Origin of the sequence: Comamonas kerstersii, assembly GCF_008801935.1 — a bacterium.
Taxonomy (GTDB): domain Bacteria; phylum Pseudomonadota; class Gammaproteobacteria; order Burkholderiales; family Burkholderiaceae_C; genus Comamonas; species Comamonas kerstersii.
The window spans coordinates 18541-33989 of sequence record NZ_VZOT01000011.1; the positions used below are offsets into that span (position 1 = coordinate 18541).

General features: G+C 62.9%; 9 protein-coding genes. 8 read left to right on the plus strand and 1 reads right to left on the minus strand.

The annotated features are described in order from the left end of the window. Positions 1-39 precede the first annotated feature (39 nt). From recC to F7P80_RS13235, 8 genes are all read left to right on the plus strand, one after another. Entirely contained in the window at positions 40-3570 is a 3531-nt protein-coding gene (recC, locus tag F7P80_RS13200) for an exodeoxyribonuclease V subunit gamma (protein ID WP_428840872.1), read from the plus strand. After that, positions 3567-7232 carry an exodeoxyribonuclease V subunit beta gene (recB, locus tag F7P80_RS13205; RefSeq protein ID WP_151045400.1) on the plus strand — a complete coding sequence of 1222 codons (3666 nt, stop codon included), beginning with the start codon at positions 3567-3569 and terminating at the stop codon, positions 7230-7232. Before recC ends, recB begins: the two co-directional genes overlap by 4 nt. After that, positions 7229-9295, plus strand: coding sequence for an exodeoxyribonuclease V subunit alpha (gene recD / locus F7P80_RS13210; protein ID WP_151045402.1), 2067 nt, complete (start codon positions 7229-7231; stop codon positions 9293-9295). Before recB ends, recD begins: the two co-directional genes overlap by 4 nt. A 107-nt stretch (positions 9296-9402) precedes the next feature. After that, positions 9403-9795: a hypothetical protein gene (locus F7P80_RS13215; RefSeq protein ID WP_151045405.1), complete on the plus strand. Its 393-nt coding sequence runs from the start codon at positions 9403-9405 to the stop codon at positions 9793-9795. A 57-nt stretch (positions 9796-9852) separates the two neighbouring features. Next, positions 9853-10374 (plus strand): copper chaperone PCu(A)C, encoded by a 522-nt coding sequence (locus F7P80_RS13220; RefSeq protein WP_054065721.1) that lies wholly within the window; start codon positions 9853-9855, stop codon positions 10372-10374. A 247-nt stretch (positions 10375-10621) separates the two neighbouring features. Next, positions 10622-11464 (plus strand): PhaM family polyhydroxyalkanoate granule multifunctional regulatory protein, encoded by an 843-nt coding sequence (locus F7P80_RS13225; RefSeq protein WP_151045408.1) that lies wholly within the window; start codon positions 10622-10624, stop codon positions 11462-11464. Between the two features lie 39 nt (positions 11465-11503). Next, positions 11504-12862: an MFS transporter gene (locus F7P80_RS13230; RefSeq protein ID WP_151045411.1), complete on the plus strand. Its 1359-nt coding sequence runs from the start codon at positions 11504-11506 to the stop codon at positions 12860-12862. A gap of 33 nt (positions 12863-12895) precedes the next feature. Then, the gene (locus F7P80_RS13235; RefSeq protein ID WP_151045414.1) at positions 12896-13963 is read left to right on the plus strand and encodes a zinc ribbon domain-containing protein; all 1068 of its coding nucleotides are present in this window, start codon (positions 12896-12898) and stop codon (positions 13961-13963) included. A gap of 191 nt (positions 13964-14154) precedes the next feature. On the opposite strand, the gene gltS is transcribed toward F7P80_RS13235, so the two are convergent. Next, complete coding sequence (gltS, locus tag F7P80_RS13240; protein ID WP_249041475.1) at positions 14155-15375, minus strand: sodium/glutamate symporter; 1221 nt, start codon at positions 15373-15375, stop codon at positions 14155-14157. Between the last annotated feature and the right edge of the window lie 74 nt (positions 15376-15449).

Sequence of the window (15449 nt, forward strand, 5' to 3'; positions counted from 1 at the left end):
TAGCCGCTTTTCTGACAACCCCTACACGGAGAGGCTCGCTTGGCTGCTTCCATGTCCACAGGGCTGGTGGCCCTGCACGGTAATTGCACCGAAACACTGGCCGATACGCTGATGGCGTGGATGCGCACCCACCCGCTGCAGCCACTCGAAACCGAAGTCGTGCTTGTGCAAAGCAATGGCACGGCCGAGTGGTTCAAGATGCGCATGGCCGAGCAGCTGGGCGTGTGCGCGGCGGCCAAGGTGGAGCTGCCCGCGCGCTTTATCTGGCGCACCTACCGGCAGATTCTGGGCAAACATGCCGTGCCGCCTGCTTCGCCGCTGGAAAAAGTGCCGCTGACCTGGCGACTCATGCGCCTGTTGCCGGGCCTGTTGCACGAGCCCGCATTTGCACCCATTGAAAGCTTTCTGCGCCCTGGCGAGCCCGAGCGCCTGCTGCAGCTGGCCGAGCGTCTGGCCGACCTGTTTGACCAGTACCAGGTCTACCGTGGAGATTGGCTCAAGGCCTGGGAGGAGGGCCGTGATGTGCTGACGCATCCGGGAAAACCGGAGGAGCCTCTGCCCGAGAGCCAGCGCTGGCAGGCGCAGCTGTGGCGTGCGGTGCTGGCGGATCTGCAGGCGCATGAAATGGCCGCGACGCGTACGGCCTTGCGCGAGCTGGTCATGCAGCGCCTGCGCGAGGCCGAGCCCGGCAGCCTGCCTGTGCCGCGCCGTGTGGTGCTGTTTGGCCTGAGCCATGTGCCGCTGGCCATGCTGGGTTTTCTGGATGCCATGGCGCGCCACACTCAGGTGGTGCTGGCCGTACCCAACCCCTGCCGCTATCACTGGGCCGATGCCATTGACGGGCGCGCGCTGCTGCGCATGCAGCGCCGCCGCCAGCCGCTGCGCAACGGCCAGGACCTGGCCGCCATTCCGCTGGAGGCCATGCATGCCCATGCCCACCCACTGCTGGCCGCATGGGGCCGTCAGAGCCGCGACTATGTGCGCCTGCTCGACGAGTACGACAACACCTTGCAGACCGCCGACCGTGCACATTGGCCACGCGTAGATCTGTTTGATGATGCGCCGGCTGATGCAGGCAGTCTGCTGCAGCAGGCGCAGCGCAGCATCCGAGACATGCTGCCGCTGGCTGAGCACCCCAAAGCCATGCAGCCTGAGCACTATATTGCTGCACAGGACCAGTCCATCGTCTTTCACAGTGCGCACAGTCTGGTGCGTGAGCTGGAAGTGCTGCACGACCAGCTGCTGCAGCTGCTGGCCCAGCCGCCCGCCCCGGGGCAGGTGCCGCTGCAGCCGCGCGATGTGATCGTCATGCTGCCGGATATTCAGGCTGCGGCCCCATCGATCCGCGCCGTGTTTGGTCAGTACAGCCGGCATGACCCGCGCTACATCCCCTTTGATATTGCAGACCTAAGTGCGCGTGCTGCCAGTCCCATGGTGGTGGCGCTGCAATGGCTGCTCAAGTTACCCCAGCAGCGCTGCCGCCTGAGCGAGCTGTGTGATCTGCTGGATGTCCCCGCCGTGGCCGCACGCTTTGGCCTGTCGGCCACCGATGTGCCGCAGCTCACGCATTGGATGGCGGGTGCAGGTATCCGCTGGGGACTGAATGCCGAGCAGCGCGCCACGCTGGGCTTGCAGGCCTGTGGTGAGCACAACAGCGCCTGGTTTGGTCTGCGCCGCATGCTGTTGGGCTATGCCAGCGGCAGCCGCAGTGTGCAGGGAGCGCATGGCTGGCAGAGTGCCGCTGCCTGGGGCGAGATTGAGCCCTATGACGAAGTCGGCGGGCTGGGTGCCGAACTGGCGGGCATTCTGGCCGCGGTGCTCGAGCGCCTGATGCGCTGGTGGGAGGAAGCATTGCTGGATGCCACGCCCGATGTCTGGGCGCAGCGCCTGCGCCAGCTGGCGCAGGACATGTTTGAGCCGCAGGATGATGTAGAGCGTGCCCTGCTCGATGGGCTGGAAAAAGCGCTCACACGCTGGCAGGAAGCCTGTGACCAGGCCGGTTTTGTGCAGCAGATTCCGCTGGCTGTGGCGCAGGAAGCTTGGCTGCAGGCGCTGGAGCAGCCTTCGCTGGAGCAGCGTTTCCGGGCCGGTGGCGTGACCTTTGCCACGCCCATGCCCATGCGGGCGATTCCGTTTGAAGTCGTCTGCCTGCTGGGCATGAACGATGGCGACTACCCGCGCCGCGCCACACGCAATGACTTTGACTTGATGCAGCAGCCCGGCCAGTACCGTCCGGGTGACCGCGCGCGCCGTGACCATGACCGCCAGCTGATGCTGGAGGCCGTGCTGTCTGCACGCCGCGTGCTCTACATCAGCTGGGCCGGGCACCATGTGCGCGACAACAGCGAGCAGCCGCCTTCCGTGCTGGTGTCGCAGCTGCGTGAATATCTGGCCGCTGGCTGGCGAGGGGAGCGCAAAGACTTGCTGGCGGAGCGCACCTGGCACCACCCCTTGCAGCCTTTTAGCCGCCGCTACTTTGAGCAGAACACGGATTTGCTGACCTATGCCCGTGAATGGCGTGATGCGCATGCGCAGCAGGATGCGGCCGTGGTGCAGGACATGCCAGCACTGGACCTGGATGCACTGGAGCCCTTGAGCATGGACAGACTGACGCGCTTTGTGCGCCACCCGGCCAAGGCGTTTTTTCAGCAGCGTCTGGGGGTGTACTTTGAAGCGGATGAGGACACGGTTGAAGACGACGAGCTGTTCCAGCTCAATGGTCTGCAGGCCTACCAGCTGGTCGAGCAATTGCAGCAGCAGTTTGTGGCGGACTGGGAGCAAAGCCGCCATGCGGCATTGGATGGCGACAGAGCTGCACCGCTGCTGCAGGCACGCCTGCAGAGTCTGCAGCGCGCCGGTCGTCTGCCGCTGGCCGGTGTGGGGCAGCGCGAAGCGCAGCAGTTGCAGGCCACGGTGCTGCCCTGCCTGCAGGAATGGGCGGCACGCAGGCAGGCCTTCCCACGCGAAGTCGAACGCCTGCGTGTGCACTTCAGGCATGCGGGCGTGGTGCTGGAAGACTGGCTGGATCAGCTGTGGGCAGCTGACCACGAAGTTGCAGGTGTGGCCCCCGTGTGGCTGCAGCTGGACGCACGCGATGTGCTGGACAAGGACGGCGAGTTGCGCAGGGACAAGCTGCTGCGCGTGTATTTGCGCAGTCTGGTGGCTGCCGCCTGTGGTGTGGAGGTGCAGGGTGTGCTGATCGGGCGCGATACGGCCTTGCATGTACAGCCCATGGCGCAGGACGTGGCACAGCAGGCATTGCAGGATTTGCTGGAACTCTGGCTGCAGGGCCAGCAATCGCCCTTGCTAGTGCCGATGAAGACCGGCATGGCCATGGCCTGGCAAGATGAGGCGGCAGCCCGCACTGCCTATGAGGGCGGCTTTGTGGGGAATGGTGAAGCTGAAGACATGTACTGGCAGCGCCTGTATCCGGACTTCCAGATACTGAACGCAGATGGGCGTTTGCACGATCTGGCGCTGGCTATCTATGGGCCGATGGAAGTCTGGCTGCAGCAGTGTGTAGAAAACGTGGGCTGGATACACCACACAGAGCAGGGAGGGCATGCATGACGCAGCGCCACGTATTGGATGCACGCAGCTTTCCGCTGCATGGCAGCCGTTTGATTGAAGCCAGTGCGGGCACGGGCAAGACCTGGACGATTGCTGCGCTCTATGTGCGACTGGTGCTGGGGCACGGCGGTGAACGCGCCTTTGGCAAGCCGCTGATGCCTGCAGACATTCTGGTCATGACTTTCACGCGCGCGGCCACGCGCGAGCTCTCAGACCGTATCCGCGCACGTCTGGTGCAGGCCGCCGCGTATTTCCGTGGACAGGTGCCAGAGCAGGAGAAGCCTGATCCGTTTTTGCTGGACTTGATGGCGGCTTACCCTGAAGGGCCGCCGCGCGAGCGAGCTGCCTGGCAGCTGGCCATGGCGGCGGAGTCCATGGACGATGCGGCCATTTTCACCATTGATGCCTGGTGCCAGCGCATGCTGCGCGAGCATGCGTTCGACAGCAGCAATCTGTTTGACGAAACGCTGGAAAGTGACGAATCCCAGCGCCTGGTGGAAGCTGCGCAGGACTACTGGCGCCAGCAGTGCTATCCGCTGCAGGGGCAGGAGCTGGCCATGGTGCTGCAGGTCTGGAAAAGCTTTGCAGATTGCTATGAGGCTTTGCGCAGCCTTCGTCCCGAAGACATGGCCAGTTTTGTGCCAGACGGACAGAGCCTGCAACAGCTGGTCCAGCAGGCACAGGCGGCGCAGCAGGCATTGGTGCAGCCCTGGAAAACGATATTTCCGCGCTTTCGCGACTGGCTGCTGCAACAGGTGGAAGATGCTCCGGAGCACTGGAATAGCAGACGCTTCAGCGCCAAGCAGGTGCAGGACTGGGTGCAGGCACTGGGCGCATGGGTAGAGGCACCAGAAGTCATGGATTTCTGGCGCCGCAAGGAGTACGCCACCGCACGCCAGAATCTGCGTGCCAGTGAGATGCCCGCCTGCCGCTTGAAAAGTGCACCACCGCTGGAGGTACCGCCGCAAGCCCATGCTTTTGAGGAGCTGGCCGAGCAGATGGCGCAGATGCCCGATTTGCGGGTGCAGATGCTGGCACATGCTGCGGCCTATGTGCACCAGCGCATGCAGTGGCTCAAGCAGCAGACGCGTACCTTTGGCTTTGCGGACATGCTGGAACGCCTGGACCAGGCACTGTCTGGCGAAAACGGCCCAGCCCTGCGCCAGCGCATTCTGGCGCAGTATCCGGTGGCGCTGATTGACGAGTTTCAGGACACCTCGCCGCTGCAGTACCGCCTGTTTGACCAGATCTACCGCACGGCAGACAACGACCCCGAAAGTGCGCTGCTGCTGATTGGTGATCCGAAACAGTCCATCTACGGCTTTCGCGGCGCCGACATCTACAGCTATCTGCGCGCACGAGAGGCTACGGAAGGCCGCCACTATGTGCTCGATGTGAACTACCGCTCCACCGAAGCCGTGGTGCATGCCGTCAACCGCTGGTTCGCACAGGCCGAGGCCCGCGTGGGGGCCGGGGCCTTCATGTTTCGTGAAGCGCAGCGCAACCCGCTGCCGTTTGACGCTGTGCGTGCCAAGGGCCGTGCGGAGCGGTTTCAGATGGATGGTCAGCCCGTTCCAGCCATGACTGTGGTGTGGCATGAGGGGCAGGGAGAGCTGGTCAACACGGAAACGATGCTGGAGCATATGTCCCGTGCCTGTGCCGAGCAGATCGTGCGATGGCTCAACGATGTCAGGGTGGGTTTCGCAGAGGATGGAAAGCCGCTGCAGCGCCTGCGTCCGCGCGATATTGCTGTGCTGGTGCGTACCGGCAAACAGGCTGCAGCCGTACGCCGTGAACTGCAGCGCCGCCATGTGGCGTCGGTGTATCTGTCAGACCAGGAATCCGTGTTTGCCAGCGCTGAGGCACAGGACGTGCTGGTATGGCTGCGTGCTGTGGCTGCGCCGCGCGATGCGCGGGCCGTGCGTGCCGGGCTGGCAACGCGCATCATGGGGCTGTCGTTGGAGCAGCTGGCCTGGCTGGCGGCGGATGACGAAGCCTTTGATGCCAAAAGCCAGATCGTGGCTGAGCTGCACAGCGTCTGGCAGATGCAGGGCGTGCTGGCCATGTTGCGTCAGACCTTGCACCGCATGCAGCTGCCTGCGCTGTGGCTGGCTGAAACCGGGGGTGAACGGCGGCTGACCAATTACCTGCATCTGGCGGAACTGCTGCAAAACGCGAGTGCGACGCTGGAAGGTGAACAGGCACTGATTCGCTGGCTGGCCATGCAGATCGAAGCGCCGGGGCAGGGCAGTGAAGAACAGGTCGTGCGGCTGGAAAGCGATGAAGATCTGGTCAAGGTTGTCACTGTGCACAAAAGCAAGGGGTTGGAGTATCCCGTGGTGTTTTTGCCATTTGCGGCAGATTTCCGTGAGTATTCCGACAGCCTGGTGCGTGTCCCCCAGCCTGATGGCCGCCGCAGTGTGGATCTGCAGCCCAGCACGGAGGCCAAGCAGCAGGCAGACAAGGAGCGGCTGCGTGAAGACATTCGTCTGCTGTATGTGGCGCTGACGCGGCCACGCCATGCGATCTGGGTGGGCATCAGTGCGCTGAGCAAGCACGGCTCAAAAAAATGTGTGAACCACAAGGGTGCTTGTGGTTATCTGCTCAATGGCGGGCAGGAAGCCTCTGTGCAGGGTTGGCGTGATGCACTGCAGGCACTGGCTGAAGGCTGCAGCGACATACGGGTAGAGCCTTTGCCAGCGCCTTCTGCACCCACGCTGTACCGTAGCAGCGATGTACCGCCGCCACTGTGCGTTCCGCAGACCTATGATGCCCAGTTTGACACGCAGTGGAGCATTGCCAGCTTTACCCGCCTGGTGCGTGGCAAAAGCAGTGAGCTGCCGGTGCTGCCTGTGGCGGCCATGCAGCCCGCCGATGACGAGCGTGCGCTGGATGCGAGCGCAGGGCGCAAGGCGCTGCTGCCCGTGGCCAGCAGCGCCGTGTGGCACCGCTTTATGCGGGGTGAGTTGGTGGGCAACTTTATCCACGAGCAGCTGGAGTGGCTGGAGGGTGAAGACTTTGCGCTGGAAGCCGATGGGCAAGGCCGCCTGAGCGAGCAGCTGCTGCGCCGCTGCGAACGCGCGGGCCGCACGGAGCAGGCGCAGGACACGCTGCAGTGGTTGCGCCATGTGGTGCACCATCCGCTGCCGCCACTGGGCTGCAGCCTGGCGCAGATCCGCACGCGGCTGCCGGAAATGGAATTCTGGCTGCCGATTGCGCAGCTGCCCGCGCGTGAAGTCGATGCGCTGTGCCGCCAGTTCATCTTGCCGGAGATGGAGCGTCCCATGCTGCCAGACCGCAGCCTGCACGGCATGCTGATGGGCTTTGCAGACCTGGTTTTTGTGCATGAAGACCGCTACTGGGTGCTGGACTACAAGACCAACTATCTGGGCACAGATGGCAGCGCCTACCATGCCGCTGCGCTGCAGCAGGCCATGCTGCAGCACCGCTATGACGTACAGGCTGCGCTGTATCTGCTGGCGCTGCATAGCCTACTGCAAAGCCGTCTGGGCGATGCCTATGACCCAGCGCAGCAGTTGGGCGGCGCGCTGTATTTCTTTTTGCGCGGCATGGATGGGCCGGCACAGGGTGTGCATGTGGTGCCCCCCATGCTGGAGCTGCTGGACGCCCTGCAGGCATTGATCAACGAGGTGCAGGCATGAGCCGCAAACGTCATCTGGATATCCATACCCTGGAAATGTTCGCCGCCGAACCTGCAGCACCTGTGACCGCGCATAGTGTGCTGGAGGTGCTGCGCCTGTGGGCCGATGCAGGCATGCTGCGGCGGCTGGATGTGGCGCTGGCCGTGTGGCTGCATGAACAGGACCCGCAGGTGCAGCCCTGCGTGCTAGTGGCGGCAGCCATGCTGGCACAGATGGAAGGGCGCGGTCACAGCTGCTTGCCGCTGGCTGATCTGGTGGCTACGCCCAATGCGGTGCTGGGCTGGGATGCGGAAGACTTGCCCCATCTGCTGGCCCTGTGGGAGCGCCTGCCGGGTACATGTGCGCAATGGCTGCAGGCACTGCAGGCATGTCCACTGGTGCGTGCAGCCACCGAGGCAGACCGTGCCCAGCCCCTGGTGCTGGCTGCAGTAGATAGCGCCCACCCCCTGCTGTATCTGCGCCGTTACTGGGACCATGAACGCATGGTGGCCGCACACATCCTGCAACGCAGTACTGCCGCTGGCGTGCAGCTGCCTGAGCAGGCCGCACGCGAGTGGCTGGATCGCTTTTTTCCCGTGGCTTCGGGGGCTGGCTGCAACTGGCAGAAAGTGGCCTGTGCGGTGGCCCTGCGTGGGCGTTTTTCGATCATCACCGGCGGCCCCGGCACGGGCAAGACCTATACCGCAGCACGCCTGCTGGCGCTGCTGTTTGCTACGGCGGCGCAACCTGAGCAGCTGCGTGTGGCACTGTCTGCGCCCACGGGTAAGGCGGCAGCACGGCTGAAGGAATCGATTGAAACCGCGCTCAAGGATTTGCAGCAAGTGGTGGGAGATGCTCTGGATCTGGAGGCGCTGGTGCAGCGCGTGGGCGCTGCGCGCACGCTGCACTCGCTGCTGGGCGCGCGGCCTGATACGCGGCACTGGGGCTTTCATGCGGGGCGGCCGCTGGATGTGGATGTGCTCATCGTCGATGAGGCATCCATGGTGCACCTGGAAATGATGTCGGCCCTGCTCGATGCACTGCCGCCCCATGCGCGCCTGGTGCTGCTGGGGGACAAGGACCAGCTGGCATCTGTCGAGGCCGGCGCTGTGCTGGGCGATCTGTGCCGTGATGCGCAAATGGGGCGCTATGACGCAGCAACGGTGGACTATGTGGCCCGTGTGGCGGGTGAGCACATTCCTGCACCATTTCACGCAGATGCCATGGCGCCTGCACTGGCGCAGCAGACCGTGATGCTGCGCGAAAGCAGGCGCTTCAGTGGGCCGATTGCCGAGCTGGCGCTGGCCGTCAATGCGGGCGATGTGGCGCGCAGTCAAGCGCTACTGGCCGAATGTGGCGTCTACGACCCGGTCTTCATGCAAGCCGGTGGCGCTGTGCAGCGCGTACACCAGCTGGCCTGGCAAGGGCGCGGCACCGCCGTGGGCTACCAGCCTTTTGCACAGGCGCTGCAGCGCTGGGTAGCGATAGAAAAAGCATCGGACATCGCCGTGCAGCATGAGGGCTGGGTGCGCGAAGTCATCACCGCGTTTGAGCGCTTTCGTCTGCTGTGCGCCGTGCGTGAAGGCGAATGGGGCGTGGCTGGCCTGAACGCCGCCGTGCAACAGCTGCTGGCACGGCTGGGCGTGATCCCCAAGGAGCCTGGTGAGTGGTACCGCGGCCGACCTGTCATGGTCACACGCAACGATGCAGCGCTGGGCGTGTTCAATGGTGACATCGGCATTGCCCTGCCCAGTGCAGCGCCGGGGCACCCTTTGCGCGTGTACTTTCTGCAGGGCAATCAACTGCATGCCGTAAGTGTGGCGCGCTTGGTCCATGTGGAAACCGCGTTTGCCATGACGGTACACAAAAGCCAGGGCTCGGAGTTTGAGCACACGGCACTGGTGCTCTCTGCCAAGGCCGGCTCGGTGCTGGGGCGTGAACTGGTCTACACAGGCATCACGCGGGCGCGCAGTGCTTTTACGCTGATGGCAGAAGACGTCCGTTTGCTGGCCCAGGCCATTGCCGCGCCAACACGCCGGGTCAGTGGCTTGCTGCGGTTTCTGGAAGGTGAATTGAAAGCTTGAAAATATAGCTGTCAGCGCTTGCTGTATAAGCCTTAGAGGCATATTTGGCTTGAAATTTAAGCCGATGGCTTCCGGTCTGCAGCAGTGGGCTCGATAGAATTGCCGACATGTTGAACCGGCTGATCACCACGCATCTGCGCCGCACCAGCTTGCTGGTGCTGGCAGCATGGCTGTGCGTGTGCATGGTCAGTATCTGGGCGCCGATGGCACGGGCCCAGATCAGCCAGCAGCATGTGGTGCATCTGTGCTCAGGGGAATTGGCGCCGCTGGATGCACCCAGCCCGTTGACCGATACTGGGCAGGGTATGGCGCTGCACCATACGCTGGACTGCCCACTGTGCCTGCCGGTGCTTGCACCGCCGCCACAGCAGGTGCAAGCAGCCAGCGTACAGGTGCCTGCCGCCCAGCCTCAGGCCTTGCCGCCAGCAGTGCATATTCCGTGCCGCGTAGCTTTGCCTCCCGTGCGTGCACCACCTTCGAAGACATGGATCCTGTCCTGAGTGGCACAGGCCATCTGGCATGTGCCTGGTGTTGAGTTTTTTTACCAAGTGATTCCCATGTCTTTGCACAACAAAATTTTCTCGGCTGCAGTGCTTGCTGTAGCGCTTACCACGGGTGTGGCCATGGCCCATCCTGATGCCGCCCATGTACAGGCAGAAGGCGCATGGGCGCGTGCTTCCGTGCCGGGGCAGCAGGCTACAGGGGGCTTCGTGCGTCTGACGGCGCAGGAGCCGCTCGAGCTGGTCGGCGTTGAAACGCCTGTCGCCGCGGTGGGCGAAATCCATGAAATGAAGATGGAAGGCGATGTGATGCGCATGCGTGCCATCGACAGCCTGCCGCTGCCTGAGGGCCAGACCGTGGAGCTCAAGCCCGGTGGCTACCACCTGATGTTCCAGCAGCTCAAGGCCCCGCTGCAGGAAGGCACACAAGTGCCCGTGACGCTGATCTTCAAGGACAGCAAGGGTGAGGCTTCGCGCCTGCATCTGGAGCTGCCCGTGCACCGCATGGCGCCCAAGGCGGGCAGCCATGGTCACAGCATGCAGCATGGGCATGGCAGTGCGCATCACCATGGCCAGTAAGACCTGCTAACGCAACCCTTGATACGTCGTTGCGAAGCCTTGTCGTACTACTCGTACTGTCTACGGCTTCGCGCACCGTCTCAAACGCAAACCTGCGGTTTGCTGGGTAGCGTTAGCGGCTTTAAGCCAGGCAGATGCTGTACGCGTGACAGCGTACAGCGGCCGCTGCGTTAAGCTAGCTGGCAGCCAGCCCGGGTACACCGCTGTGCCCGGGCTTTTTTTGTATTGCACGCAATGGGTGATGGCTATGAGTGATTCCTCCGCGTTCGGTTTTGGCAAATTCATTCCGGGGTTTGAGTTTTTGCAGAGCCTGGGCAAGGTCGGGCAGGGCAGTGCGGCACAGCCTCCGTTTGCGAACTGGGTAGCCCCTACGCTGAGCGTTGAAGAAATCAACAAGCGCATCGAAGAGCTCAAGGCCGTGCAGTTCTGGCTGGAGCAAAACAGCAAGGCACTGGCCGCGACCGTGCAGGCGCTGGAAGTGCAGAAGATGACGCTCTCTGCCTTGCAGGGCATGCATGTGAATTTGGGGGAAATGACCAAGGGGTTTCCTTTTGCCTCCACGAGCGCAGCAGCAGGACCGGACTTGTCGGACTGGCCCATGTCTGCGGCGGGCAAGACGCCCACATCTGATGCCGCAGCCCCCCAGCCTGCTGATGAAAGTGCAGCGCAGCAGGCGCAGCAAGATGCGGCGCAGGAGCAGTCCACACAGGCCGCAGGCATGGCTGCGGCGATGCAGTGGTGGGGTGCGCTGACGCAGCAGTTTCAGCAGATTGCCCAGCAGGCCATGCAGGATCCTGCACAGCAGCAGGCGGTATTCCAGGCCACGCAGATGTCCACAGATTTGGCGCGCACGGCTGTCAAGACGGCCAGCGACATGGTGCGCCAGGCCGTAGCCCAGACACAGGCGGCTGCCAGCTCGGCCAGTACTGCCAAGACGGGTGCCAAAACCACTGCATCGGCCAAGTCCAAGCCAGCAGCGAAGCCTGCGAACGCAACCCGCGCCACACAACGGACAGCCACGCCCAAGGCTGCGCCAGCGGGCAAGCGCAGCAGCCCGGCGAAAAAGACCAGCGCTCGCAAGTCAAGCTGATACCCTGCAGGACGAAGCAAGCGTTCTGACTATTTGCCCATGGCGGCCATGCACCACACACCGTCTTCGCAGTTCGCGCTGCTGCGCCAGCAGCGCTTTGGCCCCTTCTTTGCTACCCAGCTGCTGGGGGCGGCCAACGACAACCTCTTCAAGTTCGCGCTGACGGTGCTGGTCACCTACCAGCTGCAGGTAGCATGGCTGCCAGCATCCATCGCCGGTCTGGTGATAGGTGCCTTGTTCATTCTGCCTTTTGTGCTGCTTTCGGCCACGGCAGGGCAGCTGGCAGACCGCATGGACAAGGTCGTGCTCATGCGGCGGGTCAAGGATTGCGAAATTGCCATCATGGCAGTGGCGCTACTGGGTTTCTGGCAGCAGTGGCCTGTGGTGCTGATGCTGTGTCTGGTGGGTATGGGCGTGCACTCCACCTTTTTTGGCCCTGCCAAGTTTGCCTATCTGCCCCAGGTGCTCAAGCCATCAGAGCTGACGGGGGGCAATGGCATGGTGAAGATGGGCACCTTTGTGGCCATCCTGCTGGGCAATGTGGTCGGCGGCCTGCTGATTGCTACGCCCGAAGTGGGGCGCTGGCATGTGGCGCTGACCTGTCTGCTGCTGGCCATGCTGGGGCGCTGGGCGGCACAGGGCATTCCCCGGCAGGCCGTGCCTGCCCATGCAGCGCCGCTGGGCTGGAATTCGTGGCGCGAAACGGCCGCCAATCTGCGCCTGGCACGCACCGATGGCCGGGTGTTCAGGGCGCTGCTGGGCATCAGCTGGATGTGGTTTTTTGGGGCTGTGTTTCTGGCGGAATTTCCGGTACTGACCAAGGAGGTGCTGCAGGGCAATGAGCGTGTGGCGGCCTGCCTGCTGGTTGTGTTTTCACTGGGTGTGGGCACAGGCGCACTGCTGTGTGAAATCCTGTCGCGTGGACGCATAGAGCCTGGGCTGGTGCCGCTTGGTGCTTTGGGGATGACGCTGTTTGCTGTGGATTTCTGGTGGTCGCTGGCACATCTGCCACGCGCAGCGCAGATGCTGGACCTCTGGAGCTTTGTGCAGGCACCGCAGCGCTGGCGCGTGCTGCTGGACCTGTTCGGCCTGGCGCTGTCGGCAGGCATTTACAGCGTCCCGCTGTATGCCCTGATTCAGCAGCGCAGCCCAGTGACGCACCGCGCGCGCATCATTGCTGCCAACAATATTCTCAACGCGCTGTTCATGGTGGCATCGGCGCTGATCGCAGCCGGACTGCTGGCTGCAGGCCTGAGTGTGCCGCAGCTGTTTCTGTGCATGGGGCTGGCCAATGCTGTGGCACTGGTACTGATGTGCTGGCGGGAGCCACTGTATGTTCGTCGCAGTACCTACTGGCTGCTGCGCAGCCTGAGGCGGCGAAATTCCAAGCCGACATAATGGCTACGTTCCATTGAACGAGGGAGTGCGTACATGAGCAAGTCTTTGCGATGGTCGGAAGTCTGGTTCCGCCGAGGTCTGTGGCTGGTCGCCGTGGTCTTTGCCAGTTTTCTGATTGGTCTGGGATCTACGGTGGTGGGAGACCTGCCTCAGGTCGAGCATCGGCTGACGCTGGACGACTTCGTCGATGCGCAGCAGGCGCAGCCCTTGCGTAACGAACTGGCTGCGCTGAACAAGGCGCGTGACGAGGCGATGGATGCCCGTGAGCAGGCGCAGCTGCAGTGGGAAAAAGCACGCGGTGACACGCAGGTGGCACGTGAGAACTTCATGGCCTGGATTGCGACACGCTCTGCGACGCAGCGCAGCGAGCAGGACCCTGAAGTGATCGCACGCAACCAGCAGCTGGAGCAGTTGCGCCAGGCAGAGCGTCAAGCACAGCAGGCGCTGCACGAACAGGAGCAGACCTTGCTGAATCTGCGCCAGCAGCAAGCGCGCACGAATCAGGCACTGAACGCGCTGGAGAACGATGCACGAGAGGCTTTGCACAGCGCCTGGCGTGCACAGGAGCTCAGGGTGTTCTTCTATCGCCTGGCCTTGACGTTGCCATTGCTGCTGCTGGCGGGCTGGCTGTTTGTCAAAAAGCGCAAGAGCACCTGGTGGCCCTTTGTCTGGGGCTTTATCTTTTTTGCGCTGTTTGCCTTCTTTGTGGAGCTCGTGCCCTACCTGCCCAGCTACGGTGGCTATGTGCGCTATGCCGTGGGCATTGCCATTACGGTACTGGTGGGGCGCTGGGCCATTGTGGCGCTGCAGCGCTATCTGGAGCGGCAAAAGCAGGCCGAGGCCCTGCCTGCCAGCGAACGCCGCGTGAGTAAGACGTATGACGCCGTGCTGGCGCATCTGGCCAAAAGTGTGTGCCCGGGCTGTGAGCGCCCTGTGGACCTCAAAGATGGCGTGACGGATTTCTGCCCCCACTGTGGGCTGAACCTGTTCCAGGCCTGCCATGCCTGCGGCACGCGCAAGAGCGCTTTCTCCAAGTTCTGTTTTCACTGCGGCACGCATACGCATAACCACAGTCTGCCGGGCGAAGACAGGCAGGCGTAAACCAGCTCTGCAGCCTGCTGCTGCAGGCCAGAAAAAAGCCGCTGTGTGCATAGACTGTGCACACAGCGGCTGGGTATTGGCGTGGACCAAGGCTGGGTATCCGTGAAGCGGCTGAGCCCTGCTTCACACCAATTTCTTCATCGGCCCACAGACGTGTATGGTGCGTATGCCTTGTGACAGGCGTATGACGTTCAGAGCAGCATCTGAATGATCAGGGCGTTCACAATGTCCACAAAGAAACCACACACCAGTGGTACGACGATGAATGCCCGGTGCGCTGCGCCATGTCGGTGGGCCACGGCGGTCATGTTGGCCACCGCAGTGGCGGTAGAGCCCAGGGCAATGCCACCAAAACCAGCGCTGATGACGGCAGCCTCATAGTCTCTGCCCATGCAGCGAAAGACCACAAACAGCGCGAAGCAGATGGTCATGAGCACCTGCAGCACCAGCACGGTCAAAACAAAGCCCATGACGCCCTGCAGTGCCCATAGCTGCAGGCCCATGAGTGCCATGGTCAGGAACATGCCAAGGCTGATGTCGGAAATCATGCTCAGGCCCTGGCGCATGCTGTTCCAGTGGAACAGCCCCAGCTTGCGGCGCTTGCGCGAGAGCATCCATTGCCCCAGCGTGTTACGCAGCAAAATGCCGCCCATCAGACATCCCACAAACATGGGCAGCTGCAGGCCCACCTTGTGAAACAGTGGGGTGATGATGCCGCCGATCATGAGTGCCATGTTCAGCCACAGCCAAGCGCGCAGCACGCCAAAGTAGTCCAGCGGCACGGTCAGTTGCTGTGCGGGAACACCCACGTCCAGCGGGCGTGCGCCGCTGCCATGGATGGCGTGCCGTCGCATCAGGTAGCTGGCAATCGGCCCGCCGATTGCACAGGCGGCGATCATGCCGACCATGTTGCTGGCCATGCCCAGTTCCACGGCGTTGTGGATACCGAGTTTTTCCACAAAGGTGGGTCCCCAGGCCAGGGTAGTGCCCACACCGCCGGTCAGTGAGATGGAGCCCGTCATCAGTCCAGCGCGGCTATCCAGGCCGAACAGCTCGGCCACGCCCACGCCCAGCAGGTTCTGCAGCAGGATAAAGCCGGTGGCCAGCGCCAGCAGAATCAACAGTGGCTTGCCGCCTTGCTTGAGGGTGAGCAGGTCAGAGCGCAGACCAATGGCCGCAAAGAAGTACAGCAGCAGGGAGTCGCGCACATTCAGATCGAACTCGATCTTGCTGCCGGTGGTGTAGTAGATCAGGCCGACGACCAGGGCGCAGGCAAAGCCGCCCACCACGGGCTCGGGAATGCTGTAGCGGCGTATAACGCCCCAATACTCGGCAATTTTCTGCCCTGCAAAAAACAGCAAAATAGCCAAGGTAAAGCTCTGGAAAGCAGGAATGCTGATGGTCTCTGGCAAGGTCACGGCGTACGGTATAAGTTGTAACGGGAAGCAAAGCCCGCGATTGTGCATGAGCGCAGTTGCAAGGCTTG

What these genes read in the sequence shown, in the direction of transcription:
- F7P80_RS13225 (WP_151045408.1), top strand. Translation starts at nt 10,622, where the DNA reads ATGAGTGATTCCTCCGCGTTCGGTTTTGGCAAATTCATTCCGGGGTTT.
- recB (WP_151045400.1), top strand. Translation starts at nt 3,567, where the DNA reads ATGACGCAGCGCCACGTATTGGATGCACGCAGCTTTCCGCTGCATGGC.
- F7P80_RS13215 (WP_151045405.1), top strand. Translation starts at nt 9,403, where the DNA reads ATGTTGAACCGGCTGATCACCACGCATCTGCGCCGCACCAGCTTGCTG.
- recD (WP_151045402.1), top strand. Translation starts at nt 7,229, where the DNA reads ATGAGCCGCAAACGTCATCTGGATATCCATACCCTGGAAATGTTCGCC.
- F7P80_RS13235 (WP_151045414.1), top strand. Translation starts at nt 12,896, where the DNA reads ATGAGCAAGTCTTTGCGATGGTCGGAAGTCTGGTTCCGCCGAGGTCTG.
- F7P80_RS13220 (WP_054065721.1), top strand. Translation starts at nt 9,853, where the DNA reads ATGTCTTTGCACAACAAAATTTTCTCGGCTGCAGTGCTTGCTGTAGCG.
- F7P80_RS13230 (WP_151045411.1), top strand. Translation starts at nt 11,504, where the DNA reads ATGGCGGCCATGCACCACACACCGTCTTCGCAGTTCGCGCTGCTGCGC.